Below are 19,121 nucleotides of genomic sequence, written 5' to 3'. Positions count from 1 at the left end.
ATCTTCAGGCCGACCGCAAGCCGTAAGGGAGTACGGGGCGCCGTACAACGACCAGAAAGTGCCTCCGGGCCACGCACGGGTAGTCGGGGCGTATGTCGTCCGCTATGCTGGAGCCTCAACGATGTACTACTCGACCGACGACCTTCGTATTGCAGGGCTCAGGCCCTTGATCCCCCCGGCGATCCTTATCGAAGAGATCCCCGTCAGCCCCGCGGCCTCCGAGACCGTGGCCTTCACGCGCAAGGCCGCCGAGCGCGTGATCTCGGGCGACGACGACCGGATCATCGTGGTGGTGGGCCCCTGCTCCATCCACGACCCCAAGGCCGCCCTGGAGTACGCCGCGCGGCTCCGGGAGGCGCGCGACCGGCTGAGCGACGATCTGCTCGTGATCATGCGCGTGTACTTCGAGAAGCCGCGCACCACGGTCGGCTGGAAGGGGTTGATCAACGATCCCGACCTCGACGGGAGCTTCTCGATCAACAAGGGGCTCCGCGTCGCCCGCGGGCTGCTCCGCGACATCGCCGAGCTCGGGCTCGCGAGCGGGAGCGAGTTCCTGGACACGATCTCGCCGCAGTTCATCGCCGATTTCATCTCCTGGGGCGCGATCGGCGCGCGCACGACCGAGAGCCAGATCCACCGCGAGCTCGCCTCCGGGCTCTCGTGCCCCGTGGGCTTCAAGAACAGCACCGAGGGCGACGTCCAGATCGCGGTCGACGCGGTGCGGGCCGCGCGCGAGGCGCACCATTTCCTCTCCGTGACGAAGCAGGGGATCTCGGCGATCGTGGCGACGCGCGGCAACGCGTCGTGTCACGTGATCCTGCGCGGCTCGCAGCGCGGCCCCAACTACGCGGCCGAGCACGTCCGCGAGGCGGCCGACCGCCTGACCAAGGCGGGCCTACCGCGCCGGCTGATGGTCGACTGCAGCCACGGCAACAGCCAGAAGGATCCGGCGCGGCAGAGGACAGTGGCCGAGAGCCTGGCCGACCAGCTGCGCTCCGGCTCGCGGGACATCCTCGGCGTGATGATCGAGAGCCACCTCGTGGGAGGCCGGCAGGATCTCGCGCCGGGCAAGCTGCCCATCTACGGCCAGAGCATCACCGACGCCTGCCTCGGCTGGAACGACACCGTTCCGGTGCTCGAGCTGCTCGCACAGGCGGTGCGGGACCGGCGAGCCAGCAAGGCGGCGTGAGCCCTCCGCGCGTCGCCTGCGGCCGTGCGTGACAGCGGCCGTGCGTGACCGCGCCGCGGCCACCGTGTGTGGCGGATCCCTCAGAAAATTTCATCATAAACGCAATTCACGACCCGCGGCACGCTGCAGCCACGGCCGCCGGGGTTTCGTGCGCCGCGGGCCCGGCGCCACTGCCGTGCGGGCGAGCGACACGCTATGCCTGCACCCGGGAAAGCCGCGGAGGGAGCCGCCATTCTCTCGGAAATCCTCATCATCCTGGCCCTGGTGCTCGTGAACGGCGTCTTCTCGGGCGCCGAGATCGCGGTCGTCACGGTCCGCAAGACGCGGCTCGACCAGCTCGTCCAGTCGGGGAGCCGCCGGGCGCGGGCGGTGAAGCGCTTGCGGGGCAACCCGGAGCGCTTCCTCGCCACCGTGCAGATCGGCATCACCGTCGTGGGCGCGACCGCGAGCGCCTTCGGCGGGTCGACCCTCGCGAAGGACCTCGCGCCGGTGCTCCGCGCGGCGCCGTGGATCGGGGACGTGGCGGACGAGCTGGCGTTCGCCGCCGTGGTCGCGCTCGTGTCCTTCCTGTCGCTCGTCCTCGGCGAGCTCGTCCCGAAGTCGCTCGCGCTCCGCGCTTCCGAGCGGTACGCGATGCTCGTCGGCCCGCCGCTCCGCGGGCTGTCGTCGCTCGCCCGCCCGCTCGTCTGGCTGCTCACCGCCAGCTCCAACCTGGTGCTGAGGCTCTTCGGCGACCGCACGAACTTCGTCGAGGCGCGCCTCTCCCCCGAGGAGATCCAGCAGATCGTCGACGAGGCCGCCGAGGCGGGCTCGGTCGACAAGCGCGCCGGCGAGATCGCGTCCCGCGCCATCGATTTCGCCTGGCTCACCGCGCTCCAGGTGATGCTCCCCCGCGGCCGCGTCGTGGCCCTCCCGCGCGACGCCGCCGCCCAGGAGGTCCAGCGCGCGGTGCTGGAGCACGGCCACACGCGGATGCCGGTCTACGAGGGGTCGAACGACAACGTGATCGGCTACGTCACGATGCCCGAGGTGCTCGCGCTCCTGTGGGGCGACGGCCAGTTCTCGCTGGAGAGCATCCTGCGCCCGGCGTACTTCGTGGTCGGGTCGATGCCGGCCGTCGATCTCCTCGCCGAGCTGAAGCGGCGCCGGCTCCAGCTCGCCGTGGTCGTGGACGAGCAGGGCGGCATGATCGGCATCATCACGATGGAGGACCTCGTCGAGGAGCTCGTCGGCGAGATCTTCGCCGAGAACGAGGCGCGCCCGCCCCACGCAGAGACGATCCGGCGCGAGCCGGACGGGTCGGCGCTCGTGCCCGGCGACATGCCGGTCCACGAGGTCTGCCGGCAGCTCGCGATCGCGCTGCCGGACGACGTCCGCTGGTCGACGGTCGCGGGGCTCTGCCTGGGGCTCGCCCGGCGCATCCCGGCGCCCGGCGACGTCGTGACGACCCCGGACGGGGCGGAGCTCCACATCGTCGACGCGAGCCCCCGGCAGATCCGCACGGTGCGGGTCCGCATCCCGCCCGCGCTCGCGAGCGAGCCCGAGGACGAGGAGCCGCGCGGCGAGGGCTGAGCCGGCGCGGCGCGTCAGGACGCAGGGACGGACGCGCCCGCGGGCCTCCGCTGGAAGTAGTCGACCACCACGTAGCGCCGGGCGAGGAGGCCGAAGACGACGGCCGCGATCAGGATGAGCGCCGCGAAGAAGAGGTATTGGAGCGCGCCCGTGAAGACGTTGAGCGCCGCGACGGCGGCGGTGATCAGGTTGCCCGTGATCGCCATGCCGGCCGAGCGCCGTGAGGTGGACGCCGCGCACAGGTGGTAATTGGCCTTGGCCACGTGTTCGTGGATCAACATGGTGTTGATCATGAAGAACGTTAAGATGTTCTTCATCCCGTAAAAGCTGAAGCGCTCGCACCCCTCGTTTCCGATGATGTACTTGATCTGAGGGGGAAATCGGTTGGTGCTCGGAGCGATTGGCGTCATGGCGGGCCCTCGCGCGCGCCATCCATGCGTAGACCGCCTCCCGCGCCAGGGTAATCCGCGCTGCCTCCCTCCCCTCCGGAGAGCGCCGGCGCTGGCTGGCTCATCAGCCTAGCCGCGCGAGGCTAGGCTGGCCCGAGCAGCGCACCCTGTGGTCAAGGTGTACGACGGTGGCAAAACGGCGCGCGCGCGCACCGACGAGGATCGACGATCTGCGCGCGGGATTCAGGCTGCAAGGATTGACATCCTGGAAGGCCATCGTCGTATCCTCCCGGTAGCTCCGCGTTACGACCCCCGTCGTCGGCAACCCTGCCGAGGGAAGGTTCATGGAAAAGCTCAAATCGCGCTTCAGGCTCGCGCCGACGTATACCCTGCTCTGGCTCGCCGCGGCGGCGCTCTCCGCCGTGGCATCGTGTTCGGACGGCGGCCCCAGCACGAGCGCGTGCGTCGCGCCGGAGACGGAGTGCGACGGCATCTGTATCAACACGGGCACGAGCACGAGCCACTGCGGCGCGTGCGGCGTGGCGTGCGGCGACGATCAGACCTGCCGCGACGGCGAGTGCGTGGCCGCGTGCGACGACGGCCTCGCGGCGTGCGGCGACAGCTGCGTCGACACCCAGAGCGACGAGGCGAACTGCGGCCGCTGTAACAACGCCTGCGAGGAGGGGCAGACATGCCAGGCCGGCGCGTGCCAGGACCAGGGCGGCTGCCCCACGGGGCGCACCGACTGCGGCGGCACGTGCGTCGACGTCTCGTCCGATCCGAGCAACTGCGGCGAGTGCGGCGCCGCGTGCACGGACGACCAGACCTGCGAGTCGGGCGAGTGCCAGGACGGCGAGTGCTCGCAGGGGCTCACCGACTGCGACGGCGCCTGCGTCAACCTCCGGAACGACGCCGGGAACTGCGGCGAGTGCGGCACCGCGTGCACGGGCGATCAGACGTGCGTCGCCGGCCAGTGCGAGGACGGCTGCGGCTCCGGGCTCACGGCCTGCGACGGCGTCGACGTCTGCGTCGACCTCCAGACCAACGCCGAGCATTGCGGCGAGTGCGGCGCCGCGTGCAACGACACGCAGGTCTGCCAGGCCGGGGCGTGCGCGTGCACGGTGAGCCCGGGCCACGACCTCGGCAGCGCCGTGCCGCAGATCGTGAACGGCACGACCGCGGGCCTGCCGAACACGTATTCCCCGACGTGCTCCGCCACGAGCTCGAGCGAGCGCATCTACTCGTTCACCGCCGCGACCGCGGGCGTCTACTCGTTCGACAGCACGAACTCCGGCTACAGCGTCGTCCTCGCCCTCCTCGACGCGACGGGCTGCTCCGAGATCGCGTGCAGCGCCGACCCGAGCGCGGTCATCACGGCCGACCTGGCCACGGGCCAGACCGTCTACATCGTGGTCGACGGCGCGGAGGGCCAGGCGGGCACCTTCGAGCTGAACGTGACGCGGGCGAGCGCGCCGAGCTGCCCGGCGGGCACCCTCGCCTCGTCGGTGCCGCAGACGATCACCGGCAGCACGGTCGGCCGGCCCAACAGCGTGCGGCCGACCGCGACGACGGCCTGCCGCGCGTCGGGCAGCCCCGACGCGGGATACGCGTTCACGGCGCCGGTCGCCGGCGACTACACCTTCGATACGTTCGGATCGGCGTTCGACACGATGCTCCACGTGCACGACGCGACGTGCAGGGGGGCTCAGCTCGCGTGCAACGACGACACGGACGTCGAGCAGTCGGAGGTCACGGTGACGCTCGCGGCGGGTCAGACCGTCGTGATCGTGGTGGACGGCTCGACCGACACCAGCGATGGCGCGTTCACGCTCAACGTGAAGCGGGCCGTCCCGCCGCCGGTATGCGACGGCTCGGGCACCTGCGGCGACGGCAGCTCGGGGTGCGTCCGGTGCGCGCTCGAGACCCGCTGCGCCGACGAGCTCTCGGCGTGCACGGAAAGCACCCCGTGCATGGAGTACGTGAGCTGCTTCCGTACGTGCGACACGGCCGCCTGCAAGGAGACCTGCAGGACGGTAGACCCGGCCAGCGCGGCCCTCTACGAAGCGATACTCCAGTGCGCCCTCTGCGACGTGTGCCGGAACGATTGCAGCGGCTCGCCGGAGGTCGTGTGTCGCTGAGCGAGCGCGTGAAATAGAAACGCTGCGTCGCCCGTGTTACGAACGGGATGATGCAGCGCATCCTCCACGGCCACTTCTGGACGGTCGCTCCCTGGCTCAAGCATCAGATTCGCGCCCCGCGGCTCGCTCCGTCTTCCCCCTTCGCGGTCCACGTCGATGAGACTCCTGCCGGGCCCGTCCGGTTGCTCGGCAGGATCCGCCACCGAGAAGGCGCGAGCTCGATCCTCGTCGTCGTCCACGGGCTCGGCGGTACGAGCGAGAGTTATTATATGGTCGAGGCCGCTCTGAGGGCCGAGCGCGCCGGGCTCGCCTGCCTGCGCGTCAACCTGCGCGGCGCCGGGGGCGACGGAGACGACATCTACCACGCTGGCCTGTTCTCCGATCTCCACGCCGCCATCACCTCCCCCGAGCTCGACCGGTACGAGCGCGTGCTCGTCCTCGGCTACTCGCTCGGCGGGCATATCGCCCTCCGGTACGCGGCCTCGGGCTCGCTCGACGGGCGCGTCCACGCCGTGGCGGCCGTCTGCCCGCCGCTCGACCTGGAGCGATCCGTCGCCGCGATCGATCAGCCCGAGCGGTGGGTGTACCGCAGGCACGTGATGTCCGGGTTGAAGGAGATGTACACCGCCGTCGCCTCGCGCCGCGCCGTGCCCGTGCCCCTCGACGAGGCGCTCGCCATTCGCACGATCCGCGAATGGGACCGGCGCATCATGACGCGGCGCTTCGGCTATGAGAGCGTGGAGGCCTACTATGCGAGCGAGAGCGCCGCCCCGCGCCTCCGCGACATCGCCGTCCCGTCGCTGATCGTCGCGGCGGAGGCCGACCCGATGGTGCCGCTCGACACGGTGCGGCCGGCGATCGAGGCCCACCCGCGCTCGCCGCTGCTCGACGTGCAGTGGCTCCGGCACGGCGGGCACGTGGGCTTCCCGCGGACGCTGAGCCTCGGGTTCGGGGCGGCCCCGGGCCTCGAATCCCAGGTCATCCACTGGCTCACGAGGCATTGACGCGCAGGAGTGGCCGCGGCCGTGCCCGCGGCTCGGTGGGCTCGGCTCCCCGGGGCATCGGGGCGCGGGAGCGCGATCGGAGCACCGCGCGGCCACGGCGCGGCGACGTCACCCGCGTGGAGCGGCCGGGGTCAGCGCATAGACGTCGACGTCCACGCCTGGGCTATAGAGCACGTGCGGCGCCCCCGTCGGGGCGGGCAGGCCGGCCGCGGCGACGACGCTCTCCTCGACGTGGGTCACCTCGGCCCGGTGGAGCGGATAGGGCGCGTGGTGCACCTGCCCGATCCTGAGCGCGTCGCCGCTCGCGGCGAACAGCAGGTAGCGCTCGGCCAGGAAGTGCTCGAAGGTCCCCGGCGCCGCGGCGCCGCCCTGGATCGCCGCGCCGACGCGATAGCGCGCCTCGAAGCGCGCAGGCACGGGGCCCGGCCAGCGCCGCGCGCTGCGGTAACGGACCTCCCCGTCCCTCGATTCGAGATCCATCGAGGCGTGGTGATAGGGCAGGTGCCAGCCGACCCGGGCCGCTACGACCGCGATCGCCTTGGCCGCGTCCAGGCTGAAGAACCAGACGCCCGGCGCTCGCCCCTCCTGGTGAACGTAGGTGCGGACGTTGAGCTCGTGGAAGTTCGAGATCCCCGGCACGCTCGGCGACCACCAGGGGCTGACGTCGCGCATGGTGAAGGCGACGACGCCGACGTAGGCCTTGCCCTCGAAGGTGTCGAGTTCGAGCGCAGGCGGCACGACGGCGCGGAGCGCGGCGATGGGCGTCTCCCAGTGCAGGAAGAGCAGCTCTCTCCAGCGCTGGAAGCCCGCCGGGCGGCCAGGGGGGCGGAGCGTCGGGGCGATTCGATCCACGGCGACCTCAGCATAGGACGGCGCGGTCAGAAGATCTCCTCTCGCAGCGGGCAATGGCATGGGGATATCCTGCGCGCGGAGCCGAACGGGCACGGAGCGGAGGCAGGATGAAGAAGCTCATCAATGCGCCGGACGATCTCGTCGATGAGGCGCTCGAAGGCATGGCGCTCGCTCACGCCGAGCTCCTCCGGGTGAACGCCGCGCCGCGCTTCGTCACGCGCGCGGAGGCGAAGGGCAAGGGCAAGGTCGCGCTGCTCTCCGGCGGCGGCAGCGGGCACGAGCCGCTGCACGCCGGGTTCGTCGGGCGCGGCATGCTCGACGCCGCCTGCCCCGGCGCCGTGTTCACGAGCCCGACGCCCGACCAGATCTTCGAGGCGACGCGGACAGTCGACGGCGACGCCGGCGTGCTCCACATCATCAAGAACTACACCGGCGACGTGATGAACTTCGAGATGGCCGCCGAGCTCGCGCGCGAGGCGGGAATCCCGGTGGAGGGCGTGCTCGTGAACGACGACGTGGCGGTCGAGGACAGCCTGTACACTGCCGGACGGCGCGGCGTGGGGACGACCGTCCTCGTCGAGAAGATCTGCGGCGGCGCCGCCGAGGCGGGCCGCCCGCTCGAGGAGGTGGCGGCGCTCGGTCGACGGGTCAACGCGCGCGGCCGAAGCATGGGGGTCGCGCTCTCCGCCTGCACGGTGCCGCACGCCGGCAAGCCATCGTTCGAGCTCGGCGCGGACGAGATGGAGGTCGGCATCGGCATCCACGGCGAGCCCGGCCGGCGGCGGGCCAAGCTGGAGCCGGCCGACCGGGTGGCCGAGATCCTGATGCAGCCGATCCTCGACGACCTGCCGTTCGAGCCGGGCGACGAGGTGCTGCTGTTCGTCAACGGCATGGGCGGGACGCCGCTCCTCGAGCTCTACGTCGTGTACCGCAAGGCGCGCGCGATCGCGCAGGGCCGCGGCCTCAAGGTCGCGCGCAGCCTCGTGGGGTCGTACATCACGTCGCTCGAGATGGCCGGCGCGTCGGCGACCCTGCTCAAGCTCGACGACGAGATGCTCCGCTGGTGGGACGCGCCCGTGCACACGCCGGCGCTGCGCTGGGGGACCTGAGCCATGGACGCCTTGAGCGGCGCGCACATCGCGGCGTGGATCGAGCGCGCGGCCGACGTCATGGAGCGCGAGAAGGCGCTCCTGACCGAGCTCGACGCGGCGATCGGCGACAGCGACCACGGCGTCAACATGGCGCGCGGCTTCACGGCGGTGCGCGCCCGGCTCGGCGGCCTCGATCACGGCGACGTCGGCGCGCTGCTGAAGGGCGTCGGGATGATCTTGCTGTCGACCGTCGGCGGGGCGAGCGGCCCGCTCTACGGCACGCTGTTCCGCGACGCGGGCCAGCGGGCGGCCGGTGCGGCGGCGCTGGACCTCGCGGCCCTGGCCGGGTGCCTCGAGGCGGGCCTCGACGGCGTGAAGCGGCGAGGCAAGGCATCGCCCGGCGACAAGACGATGGTCGACGCGCTCTCCCCTGCGGTCGACGCGCTCAAGGCCGCGCTGAGCGCGCCGGCGCCCACGGGCGGGCCGGCGCGCTCCCCGCTCATGGACGGGCTCGCCCGCGCCGCCGAGGCGGCGCAGGCCGGCGCGCTCGCGACCGTGCCGCTCATCGCTCGCAAGGGCCGGGCGAGCTACCTCGGAGAGCGCAGCGCTGGGCACCAGGACCCCGGCGCCACGTCGTGCTCGCTCTTGCTGCGGAGCCTGGCCGCGACGGCAGGCGTATGAGCGGGGCGGCGGGCCGCGTCGGGCTCGTCCTGGTCTCGCACAGCCGAGCGCTCGCCGAGGCCACCGAGGCGCTGGCCCGCCAGATGACCGGCGAGGCGGTCGCCATCGCCTGCGCGGCGGGCGCGGGCGACGGCGGCGCCGAGCTCGGCACCGACGCGACCGCGATCGCCGCGGCGATCGAGCGCGTCTGCGGGCCGGCCGGCGCCGTCGTGCTGATGGACATCGGCGGCGCGATCCTGAGCGCCGAGACGGCGCTCGAGCTCGTCGATCCGGCCGTCGCCGCGCGGACGCGCCTCTCCGGCGGGCCGATCGTGGAAGGGGCGATCGCGGCCGCCGTGCGGGCGGCGGCGGGCGGCACGCTCGATCAGGTCGCCGCGGAGACGCGGCAGGCGCTCGCTCCGAAGGCCGAGCATCTCGGCGAGGCGGAGCGCCCCGCGGCGGCGGCCGGGGCCGCGACCGCGCCGGCCGCGACGGCCGCGACGGTCGAGCTGGCGATCGCCGATCCGAGCGGCCTCCACGCCCGCCCTGCCGCGCGGCTCATCACGCGCGCGGCGGCCTTCGACGCGGCGATCACCCTGGAGAACGTGACGGCCGCGCGCGGTCCGGTGCCGGCCTCGAGCCTGATCGCGCTCGCCTCCCTCGGCGCGCGCCGGGGCGACGTGCTGCGCCTGCGCGCGACCGGACGGCAGGCGGGCGAGGCCGTCGAGGCGCTCGCTGCGCTCCTGCAGCGCGATGCGCCAGCGGGCGCGCATACGGCGCCCCCCGCGTCGTGCCACGCGATCCCCGTCGCGCCCGGCATCGCGCTCGGCCCGATGGTCCGGCTGGTGCGATCCGTCCCGGAGGTCCCCGAGACAACGGTCGACGATCCTGTGGCCGAGGCCGAGCGGCTGCGGCGCGCGCTCGATCTGGCAGCGCAGGACCTCGGCAGCGCGCTGCGCGGCACCGACATCCTCGACGCGCATCAAGCGCTGCTCTGCGACCCGGCGCTCGTCGACGAGGCGATCGGGCGCATCGAGCGGGAGCGCTGCAACGCCGCCTGGGCCTTCCGCCAGGCGATCGACGCTGCGGCCGCGATCTACCGGCAGCTCGACGACCCGTACCTGCGGGCGCGCGAGGCCGACGTCCACGACGTGGGCGACGCCGTGGTGCGCGCCCTGCTCGGCGGCGCCGCGGCGGTGCTGCCCGAAGGTCCGCCGGCCGTCGTCGTGGCCGAGGACCTCACGCCGTCGGAGGCCGCGCGGCTCGAACCGGGGCGGGTGCTCGGCGTCATCGACCGGCGCGGCGGTCCCACCTCGCACGCCGCCATCCTGCTGCGGAGCGCCGGCATCCCCGCGGTCGCCGGGGCCGCGGCGCTGGTGCCGGACATCGGCGGCGCGCGCGCCGGCCTCGACGGTGCGACCGGCGAGGTGTGGCTCGACCCGGATCCCGAGACCACGATCGAGCTCGAGCGGCGGCAGGCGGCCCTCCGCGCGTCACGGCGGCCGCCAGGCGCCCGGGACGGCCGGTTGCGCCTCGCCTGCGGCCGCGAGGTCGAGCTCTGGGCGAACGTGGCTGGCGCCTCGGACGCGCGCGCCGCGCGCGAGGCCGGCGCCGTCGGGATAGGGCTCCTGCGCACCGAGATGCTGTTCCTGGACCGCGTGGACGAGCCCGGCGAGGCCGAGCAGGCGGAGCTGCTCGCGGAGATCTTCGCGGCGTTCGCCGGCGCTCCGATCGTGGTCCGAACGCTCGACGTCGGCGGCGACAAGGCGCTGCCGTACCTCGAGCTCGAGGCAGAGGCGAACCCCAGCCTGGGCGTCCGCGGCGTCCGCCTCTCCCTCGCGCGGCCGGCGCTGCTCGAGGCGCAGCTCCGCGCGATCCTTGTCGCTGGGCGCGGCCATGACATCCGGGTGCTGGTCCCGATGGTCTCGACCGCCGCGGAGGTGAGCGCCGTGCGCGCCGCGCTGGAGCGCGCGCACGAGGCGCTCGCGGCGACGGGCGCGGCGCACCGCTGGCCCGTGGCCACGGGCATCATGGTCGAGGTGCCGTCGGCGGCGCTCATGGCGGAGCGCCTCGCGCGCCAGGCGGACTTCTTCAGCATCGGGACCAACGATCTGACGCAGCACACGCTGGCGGCCGAGCGCGGTCACCCCCGGCTGCACGCGCTCGCGGATCCGGCGCACCCGGCCGTGCTGCGGCTCGTGCGCGCGGTGGTGGAGGCGGGGCACGCCGCGAGGCGGCCGGTCTCTGTGTGCGGCGAGGCCGCCGGCGATCCCGGCGTCGCGCCGCTCCTCGTCGGGCTCGGCGTCACGCGCCTCAGCATGTGCGCCTCCGCGTTCGACGCGGTGGAGGACGCGCTCGCCGGTGCGTCGTTCGCCGATCTCGCCGCCATCGCCGAGGAGGCGCTCGCGGTCGACGACGCGGCGGCGGCCCGCGCGGCGGCGCGGCGTCCGGGCTGACGTCGCTGCCGTGACCGAGCCGCCAGACGCCTGGCGACGGACAGCCAGACGTCCGGCCGGCCCGGCGCCCAACCTCCAGGGCGATCCGGGCCGCGACCGTCGATCGCCGCCCGTTACGGCGCTCCCGCCGGCGCGGCGCCCTCGTGCGCGGAGCGCGCGGCGGCGTCGCCCGAGGGCTGGCTTGCCCGCGCCGGGTGTCCCAGCAGGCACGCGCTGTCGTCGGGCAGCTCGGTCGCCGCATCGCACGCCGCGAGCTCCCAGCCGATCGCCTGTTCTGTGTCGCTCCCGGTGAGGTCGGCGCCTCGGAGGTTGGCAGCGGTCAGATCGGCGCTCCCGAAGGTCGACTCCATCAGCGCGGCGTTCGAGAGGTCCGCCCCCGCGAGGCGCGCGTTCCGGAAGCTGGTCTGGGTGAGATCGGCCCGGGAGAGGTCGAGCCCCGACAGATCCAGCCCCTCGAAGCTGCGGTGACCGCTCCGCGCGAGGAGGCGTACGGCGGCCGACCGTTGCGCGGCGTCGCCCGAGGCGAGCGTGGCGCGCAGCCGGAAGACCGCGAGGCGCGACGGATCGAGGCCGTAGACGAGCGTCGCGGCGAGCGCGGCGAGCACGAGGCGGGCGCCCAGGGAGCGCGCGGCGTCGCGCTCGGTACCGAAGAGAGGCAGCGCGAACGTCATGAGCGCCGCGCCCAGCACGCTGCCGGCGTGCGCTACCACGAGGAGGCCGTGCGGAGGGATCTTGGCCAGAGCGACGGCGGCCGCGAGGACGAGGAGCAATGCGCCGCCGGCGAGCGCGAGGCGCAGCTCGGTCGGCCGCGCGAGCAAGGGCGAGTCTGGCGCCCTCCGAGGGCCACCGGACACGCCGGGGCGGCGGACCGGCGGAGCCTCGCGCTCACCGGCAGCGCGGCGCGAGGCGCTGGCGGCCGCGCCCTGGCGAGGCCCGTCGGTCGCGATGGACATCCGCTGCGACTCGGGTATCCGCTGCGACTCGGGTGGCGCCGAGATCCGTTGCAATGACCACGCCGCCTCCATCCGTCGCGAGTCCGGCGCTGCCTCCATCCGCCGCGAGTCCGGCGCTGCCTCCATCCGCCGCGAGTCCGGCGCCGCCTCCATCCGCGAGTCCGGCGCCGCCTCCATCCGCCGCGAGTCCGGCGCCGCCTCCATCCGCCGCGAGTCCGGCGCCGCGGGGAGACGGCTCCGCTCCGCGCTCTCGGGGACCGCGTCGGCGCTCGCGAGGGCGTCGCGCAGCGGCGAAGGGAACGACGCGATGTCGTCGAACGACGCGCCCGCGCTCGCCAGCGCCAGGATGGCCTCCTCGTCGAAGCCGGAGCGCGCGCACGCCGACGGATCGACGCGCGCGCCCACGAGCGAGCCCGCCGAGGAGAACGAGCGCGGGAGCTTGGCCCCGCGCAGGTCCGCGGCCGCGAGCAGCGCCCCGCCGAGCAGCGCCCCCGAGAGATCGGCCCAGCGCAGGTCGGCCCCGGTGAGGTCGGCGTTGACGAGCGACGCGGCGTCGAGCCGCGCCCCCCCGAGGTTCGCGCCGGTGAGCTTGGCCCCGTCGAGGCGCGCACCCGCGAGGTTCGCGCCCTGGAGGTCGGCGCAGCGCAGGTGCGCGGCCGCGAGGTCCGCGCCCGGGAGCTCGATCGCGGTGCTATCGCCGCCGCGACGCGAAGACAGGGCACCGAAGAGCGTGTGGAGAGCTGCGGTGTCCATGGCGGCGCCGCCTACTCATCCGGGTCGATGGTGCCGATCGTGCTGGCGAACACCACCTGCCCGTCCTTCATGTAGCCGTCCAGCGCGAACCACGCGTGCGTATTGTCCCCGTCGAGGTCGCCTCGCGCATAGGCGGCCCACCTGCGATCCTCCGGCACGTCCTCCGGAAAATGATTGACGGAGACGGGCATGGGAGAGCCGCCGAGTCGATATCGATACTGGTACGACTGGGGCTGGGTGATCGCGAACCCAAGGCACTTCCAGCCCACGGTCGGACTGCCGGTGTTGTAGTCAACACCCGGGCTGGGGTCGGGCTGATACTTCTTCCCCTGGACACGAGAGAACCCGTTGGGCACCGTGACCGCATCGCTGCACAGCGGCTGGATCGCCGTGGTGCCCGACATCGCCTGGAGGCGCTCGACCGAACCGACGACGGCCCTGGCGATGCCGCCGATCGTCTGCTTGGCCTCGGCCGATTTGGCGAACACGAGGTACTTGGACACCCCCTGGGTCGCCAAGGCGGCCAGGATCGTCACGACCCCGCCCGCGACCATCACCTCGACGAGCGAGAAACCTCGTTGACCTCGCCCTCGAGCCGCCCACTCCACGCCAGGTCGAAAATTTCTTGCCACGATACAACTATATACCGGGGCTGTTCATCGATAAACAAGCACAACCCAGAGCGCTCCGGCCCATGGAACGCTGTTTGGTCGGGGGTTGTGGGGAGTGTGGTCGCGCCGGCGGCTCGACTCCCACGTAGGCCACGGAAGAAGCGATGTGGCGCGCGGTGAGCGCGCGTGGTGCATCCTGCGCTCGGCGTCGCGTCAGTCGCGTCAGTCGCGTCAGTCGCTCCCGCCGCACCGGCCGCTCCGGGACGGCGGCGAGCGCGGACGGGCGGTGGGCTCAGGCGCGCGGGCCAGCGGTCTTGGGCGGCGGATCCCCCGCGAGGAACGCTTCCAGCGCATCGGCGATGCGCTCGCCGGTCTTGCCGTCCCATCCTTCGGGTACGGAGCCTCGCTTGGCGCGGCCGTCGAGGATGGCGTCGACCTCGCGCGCGATGAGCGCGGCGTCGAGCCCGACGACGATGTTCGTGCCCTGCGTCACGGTGATGGGCCGCTCGGTGCCCTGACGCATCGTGAGGCACGGGATCCCGAGCGCGGTCGTCTCTTCCTGGATGCCGCCGGAGTCAGTGGCGACGAGCAGCGCATTGCCCATCACGGTCACGAAATCGTCGTATCCGAGCGGCTCCATGATCCGGAGCCCCTTCGTCTCGCGGAGGCGCGTCGACAGCCCGAACGACTCGGCGCGGGCGACGGTGCGCGGGTGGACGGGGAACACGGTCGGCAGGCGCTGCGCGATCGCCTCGAGCGCGTCGAGCGTCTCGGAGAGCCGCTCGGCGCTGTCGACGTTGGCCGGGCGGTGGAGCGTCGCGATCGCGTACTTCTTCGGCTCGAGCCCGAAGCGCGAGAGCGCGTCCGTCTGGCGCTTGAGGGCGTAGTGGACCGAGTCGATCATCACGTTGCCGACGAACCGGATGCGCTCGGGCGCGATGCCCTCGGCGAGCAGGTTGGGGTGGGCGTCGTGAGAGGGGGTGAGCAGGAGATCGGAGAGCTGGTCGGTGAGGACGCGGTTGATCTCCTCGGGCATCGTCCAGTCGCGCGAGCGCAGCCCGGACTCCACGTGGACGACAGGAATGCCGAGCTTGGACGCCGCGAGCGCGCCTGCGAGGGTGCTGGTGACGTCCCCGACGACGACAACCACCTTGGGCCGGTGCTCGATCATGTCGGCCTCGGCGCCGACGAGGACCGCCGCGGTCTGCTGGGCGTGCGAGCCGCCGCCTGCCTTCAGCGTGTGATCCGGCGTGGGCAGGCCGAGGTCCCGGAAGAACACGTCGCTCATCGTCGTGTCGAAGTGCTGCCCCGTGTGGAGCAGCCGCATCGGTAGGCGGCGCGCCTTGAGGGCGCGGCAGATGGGGGCGAGCTTCATGAAGTTCGGGCGCGTCGCGGCGACGAGGTAGATCATCTCGACCGAGGATGATGCCGTGGTACCCGGCGCAGCACCAGCGTTTTGACGGAGCCGCGGGCGAGGCCGATCCGCGATTCTGCTCGCCTGCCTCCTCGTTCCCCGCGCCTCGCCTCCGCCGCGGCCGGCGCTCGATATCCTCACTACCTACGATGCCTACGCGCCGCGGTTCACCATCGCGCCCGCGACGCCGCCCACGTCGGACGCGTCGGACCTGCGCTCGCGCTGCGCCGAGCGCCGCGCCCGGCGAGTGCGCCACCACCGCTCGGCGCTCATCACCGGCAAGATCGTCATCGCCACCAGCGTCGACTTCACCCACGCGTCGAGCGAGAGCGGCGCCGAGCCGAACAGCGTGTGCATGAACGGCGCATAGACGAAGCAGAGCTGCAGGGCGAGCAGCGCGCCGATCCCGACGTAGACCCAGGGATTCGAGAACAGCCCGATCTTCAGCATCGAATCGCGCAGCGACCGGCAGTTGAGCACGTAGAAGATCTGGAACAGCACGACCGTCGTGACCGCCGCGGTCTGGGCCTCGCGGTAGGCGATCTCCGAGACGACGCCGCCGCGCACCTCCATGAAGTACTCGTAAAAGAACAGCCCGATCGCCCCGGCCGTCATGAGGACCGCGACGATCGCCGTTCGCACGAGCATGAACCGGCTCAGGATCGGCTCGCTCGGATCCCGGGGCGGGCGGCTCATCACGTCCTTCTCCATCGCCTCGAACGCGAGCGGCAGGGAGAGCGCCACCGTGGCCACCAGGTTGACCCAGAGGATCTGGACGGCCGTGATCGGCATGAGCGGCGCGCCCCCGACGATCGGGAAGCTCATCACCGCCACGAGCAGGATCAACGCCTCGCCCAGGTTCGTCGGCAGCACGAACGCGAGCGCCTTGACCAGGTTGTCATAGACGCGGCGCCCCTCCTCGACCGCCGCCCGGATGCTCGCGAAGTTGTCGTCCGTCAGCACGACGTCGGCGGACTCCTTCGACACCGCGGTGCCCGTGATCCCCATGGCCACGCCGATGTCCGCCTGCTTGAGCGCCGGCGCGTCGTTCACGCCGTCGCCGGTCATCGCGACGACCCTCCCCTCGGCCTGCAGCGCCTTCACCAGGCGGAGCTTGTGCTCCGGCGCGACGCGCGCGAACACGTGCGTGGAGGTCGCCGCCGCGCGCAGCTCGCCCTCCGAGAGCCGCGAGAGCTCCGTGCCGTTCATCGCGCGCGCCCCGTCGGGCACGAGCCCGAGCTGCCCGCCGATCGCCCGCGCGGTCGCCAGGTGGTCGCCGGTGATCATCTTCACGGTGATCCCGGCCGCGTGGCACGCCTTGATCGCGTCGATCGCCTCGGGCCGCGGCGGGTCGATCATCCCCTCCAGGCCGAGGAGCTCGAACCCCTCCGGGAGGTGCGCCTCGTCGAGCGAGGCCGCGTCGCGGCCCGCCGGCCGCGAGGCCACGGCGAGCACGCGCATGCCCTGCGCCGCCATCCGCTCGACCTGCGCCATCACCTGGGCCCGCCCCGCCTCGCCGAGCGCGGCGCGGCCGAGCACCGCCTCGGGCGCCCCCTTCATGAAGATCACCCGGTCTCCGCCGGGGGCCTCGTGGAGCGTCGCCATGAGCTGCCGCTCCGAGGAGAACGGGACGACATCGACGCGGGGGTGCTCCCGCCGCGTCCCCTCGACGTCCACGCCGAGCTTCTGGGCCGCGACGACGAGCGCGCCCTCGGTCGGGTCGCCCTCGATGCCGCAGGCGTCCGCCTCGCGCGTCATGCGGGCGTCGTTGCAGAGCAGCCCCGCGCGGAGCAGCGCGCGCACCGCCTCGGGCACCTCGCCGACCGGCGCGCCGTCGCGTCGGAGCTCGCCTTCGGGCGCGTAGCCGACGCCGGTCACCTCGAGCGCCGCTCCGGCCTGCTCGAGCGCCACCTCCCCTTGCGCGCCGGCGGCGGGCGTCCACAGGGCCCGGACCGTCATCTCGTTCCGCGTCAGCGTTCCTGTCTTGTCCGAGCAGATGACTCCCGTGCTGCCCAGCGTCTCGACCGCGGGCAGCTTCCGGATCACCGCGCGGCGCCGCGCCATCCGCTGCACGCCGATGGCGAGCGAGATGGTGATGATCGCGGGCAGCCCCTCCGGGATCGCGGCGACCGCGAGCGAGATGCCCGCGAGCATCGCGTCGACCGGCGGGTAGCCCCGGAGCAGCGCGACCCCGACGATGAGCAGCGCGACGGCGACGATCGCGATGGTCAGCACGCGGCCGACCTTGGCCATCGAGCGCGTGAGCGGCGTCTCGATCTCGGTCGCCTCGTGGAGCATCGAGGAGATGCGGCCGAGCTCGGTCGCTGCGCCCGTGGCGACGACCACCGCGGTGGCCGCGCCGCTGGTCACGAGCGTCCCGCCGAAGGCGAGGTTCTTTCGATCGCCGACGCCGGCGTCCTCGGGGACCGCCGCGACGTGTTTGTCCGATGGCACCGACTCCCCGGTGAGCGCCGACTCGTCCACGTGGAGGTTCTTCACCGAGAGCAGCCGGGCGTCGGCGGGGACCTTGTCGCCGGCGTCGAGCACCACCACGTCGCCGGGGACCACGTCGGCGGCGGGGATCACGCTCCGCTGGCCGCCGCGCACGACCGTGGCCGTCTGGGGCACCATGTCGACGAGCGCCTCGATCGCCTTGCCCGCGCGGAGCTCCTGGACGAAGCCGATCGCCGTGTTGAGCACCACGACCGCCAGCACGACCGACCCGTCGATCGCCTCGCCCATGGCCATCGCGAGGGCCGCCGACGCGAGCAGCACGTAGATGAGCGGGTCGTTGATCTGACGGAAGAGCAGCTTGAGCGGGCCGTCGCCCTTCGCGCGCTGGATCACGTTGGGCCCGACGTCCTTGAGCCGCCGGGCGGCCTCGTCGCCCGCGAGGCCGGCCTCGGCGCTCTCGATCCTGGAGAGCACATCGGGGACAGGCAGGCTGTGCCAGGCGATCGCGGCCGATGGGGGGAGGACGCGTTGGGACATGGAGTCATCTCCTGCGGCGGCAGCCGCGCTGTGCGCGCTGATCCGGCCGGCTGTGGCTGCTCATCACGTGGTCTTCACGTGGCTGGCGCGTGGTTTCCCCCGTCATTCGGCACGTCTCATGCCAGACCACGCCAGAGCGGAGCCGGGCTGTTCAGCACCTGGGGGCCCGCGCGGGCAGGCTGCCGGCGGGACCTTTTCACCCCGCCGAGGAATTTTGCCCCACAACGCTCGCCTCGCGCGCCCGGCGGCGCGTCAGCGGGCGTGGGCTCGCGGCGCTTGCTGGTGGCCTAACCGCGCGCGTACGCGAAGGTGCCGTCGATGTTGAGCAGCCGCGTCGCCTGGACGAGCTCGGCCACGGTCACGCCGAAGCGCCGCACGAGCCGGTCGGCGACGTCGCGCCGGAGGATGTCCCTGCGAAAGACGTGCAGCGCGCGGGGGGCGAAATACCCCTCGAGCTCCGCGAACGTGAGGCGCTGGTAGTCGGCGGTGCCGGGGACGGGCCGCCGCGACACGACGTCGTAAAAAAAGAAGATGCCGCCCGGCCGGAGCAGGCGGAGCGCCTTGTCCATCAGGCCTCGCTTGAGCTCCGCGTTGGTCACCGACGACAGGACGGCGAACATCATCACCACGTCGAACGGGCCCCCGACGTCGGCCGTCAGGAAGTCGCCCGCGACGAAGCGGATGCCAGCGAAGCGCGAGCGCGCGGCCTCGGTGCGCTGCGCGACGAGGTCGATGCCGGTGAGGCGCGTCGGATCGGCACCGAGCTCGACCAGCCACGCCAGGTTGGATCCCGACCCGCAGCCCACGTCGAGCACCGACATCTCGCGCAGCGCCTCGGGCGTGCGCACGCCGCACGCGACGAGCGCCTCGCGCAGGCGGCGCTGCCGCTGCCGCGCGACGAGGTACGGGTGGGCGTTGAGCAGGCTCGCCCAGGGGTTCGCGGGCAGGAAGCGCTCGGTGTAGTGCCGGTTGATCGCCGCGAGATCCCGCTCGAAGCCGCCCTCTTCAGCCATCGGTCCGCCTCCCTCCCCGCGCGCGCCGCCTGCCT

Annotated in this window: 14 protein-coding genes; 7 read left to right on the top strand and 7 right to left on the bottom strand. The window is 72.9% G+C overall.

Annotated elements, in window-relative coordinates; genetic code table 11:
* Positions 1-121: 121 nt before the first annotated feature.
* Together WMF14_RS14295 and WMF14_RS14290 are read left to right on the top strand one after the other, a co-directional pair.
* On the top strand, positions 122-1,189 hold the full coding sequence (locus tag WMF14_RS14295) for a 3-deoxy-7-phosphoheptulonate synthase (RefSeq protein ID WP_272103361.1): 1,068 nt from the start codon (positions 122-124) through the stop codon (positions 1,187-1,189).
* A gap of 195 nt (positions 1,190-1,384) precedes the next feature.
* Positions 1,385-2,761 (top strand): hemolysin family protein, encoded by a 1,377-nt coding sequence (locus WMF14_RS14290; RefSeq protein WP_437801493.1) that lies wholly within the window; start codon positions 1,385-1,387, stop codon positions 2,759-2,761.
* A 14-nt stretch (positions 2,762-2,775) separates the two neighbouring features.
* Here WMF14_RS14290 and WMF14_RS14285 read toward each other — a convergent pair whose 3' ends face one another.
* Positions 2,776-3,171: a hypothetical protein gene (locus WMF14_RS14285; RefSeq protein ID WP_437804476.1), complete on the bottom strand. Its 396-nt coding sequence runs from the start codon at positions 3,169-3,171 to the stop codon at positions 2,776-2,778.
* Positions 3,172-3,494: 323 nt separating this feature from the next.
* Between WMF14_RS14285 and WMF14_RS14280 the strand changes: the two genes are divergently transcribed.
* Together WMF14_RS14280 and WMF14_RS14275 are read left to right on the top strand one after the other, a co-directional pair.
* A complete protein-coding gene (locus tag WMF14_RS14280) occupies positions 3,495-5,288 on the top strand; it encodes an MXAN_6577-like cysteine-rich protein (RefSeq protein WP_437801492.1) in 1,794 nt (597 codons plus the stop codon).
* A 47-nt stretch (positions 5,289-5,335) separates the two neighbouring features.
* Complete coding sequence (locus tag WMF14_RS14275) at positions 5,336-6,292, top strand: YheT family hydrolase (protein ID WP_272103355.1); 957 nt, start codon at positions 5,336-5,338, stop codon at positions 6,290-6,292.
* Positions 6,293-6,400: 108 nt separating this feature from the next.
* Here WMF14_RS14275 and WMF14_RS14270 read toward each other — a convergent pair whose 3' ends face one another.
* Positions 6,401-7,144, bottom strand: a complete 744-nt coding sequence (locus WMF14_RS14270; RefSeq protein WP_437801491.1) for a YqjF family protein — start codon at positions 7,142-7,144, stop codon at positions 6,401-6,403.
* Between the two features lie 107 nt (positions 7,145-7,251).
* Here WMF14_RS14270 and dhaK point away from each other — a divergent pair, with 107 nt between their 5' ends.
* From dhaK to ptsP, 3 genes are read left to right on the top strand one after another with little or no spacing between them, the layout of a single operon-like run.
* Positions 7,252-8,253, top strand: coding sequence for a dihydroxyacetone kinase subunit DhaK (gene dhaK, locus WMF14_RS14265; protein ID WP_437801490.1), 1,002 nt, complete (start codon positions 7,252-7,254; stop codon positions 8,251-8,253).
* Positions 8,254-8,256: 3 nt separating this feature from the next.
* Complete coding sequence (gene dhaL, locus WMF14_RS14260; RefSeq protein ID WP_437801489.1) at positions 8,257-8,916, top strand: dihydroxyacetone kinase subunit DhaL; 660 nt, start codon at positions 8,257-8,259, stop codon at positions 8,914-8,916.
* A complete protein-coding gene (gene ptsP, locus WMF14_RS14255; protein WP_437801488.1) occupies positions 8,913-11,351 on the top strand; it encodes a phosphoenolpyruvate--protein phosphotransferase in 2,439 nt (812 codons plus the stop codon). Before dhaL ends, ptsP begins: the two co-directional genes overlap by 4 nt.
* Before the next feature lie 113 nt (positions 11,352-11,464).
* On the opposite strand, the gene WMF14_RS14250 is transcribed toward ptsP, so the two are convergent.
* The 5 genes from WMF14_RS14250 to WMF14_RS14230 form a co-directional block, all read right to left on the bottom strand.
* Positions 11,465-13,057, bottom strand: coding sequence for a pentapeptide repeat-containing protein (locus WMF14_RS14250; protein ID WP_437801487.1), 1,593 nt, complete (start codon positions 13,055-13,057; stop codon positions 11,465-11,467).
* Positions 13,058-13,068: 11 nt separating this feature from the next.
* On the bottom strand, positions 13,069-13,665 hold the full coding sequence (locus WMF14_RS14245) for a pilin (RefSeq protein WP_437801486.1): 597 nt from the start codon (positions 13,663-13,665) through the stop codon (positions 13,069-13,071).
* Between the two features lie 295 nt (positions 13,666-13,960).
* Positions 13,961-15,079, bottom strand: coding sequence for a non-hydrolyzing UDP-N-acetylglucosamine 2-epimerase (gene wecB, locus WMF14_RS14240; RefSeq protein ID WP_437801485.1), 1,119 nt, complete (start codon positions 15,077-15,079; stop codon positions 13,961-13,963).
* Between the two features lie 156 nt (positions 15,080-15,235).
* Complete coding sequence (locus tag WMF14_RS14235) at positions 15,236-18,073, bottom strand: cation-translocating P-type ATPase (RefSeq protein ID WP_437801484.1); 2,838 nt, start codon at positions 18,071-18,073, stop codon at positions 15,236-15,238.
* 287 nt (positions 18,074-18,360) lie between these two features.
* On the bottom strand, positions 18,361-19,086 hold the full coding sequence (locus WMF14_RS14230) for a class I SAM-dependent methyltransferase (RefSeq protein WP_437801483.1): 726 nt from the start codon (positions 19,084-19,086) through the stop codon (positions 18,361-18,363).
* Positions 19,087-19,121 lie beyond the last annotated feature (35 nt).

It is taken from the genome of Sorangium sp. So ce693, from assembly GCF_051521375.1.
In the GTDB taxonomy this organism is placed as follows: domain Bacteria; phylum Myxococcota_A; class Polyangia; order Polyangiales; family Polyangiaceae; genus Sorangium; species Sorangium atrum.
Note: the sequence above shows the minus strand (reverse complement) of the source record. Positions and strands in the feature narration are given on the sequence as shown.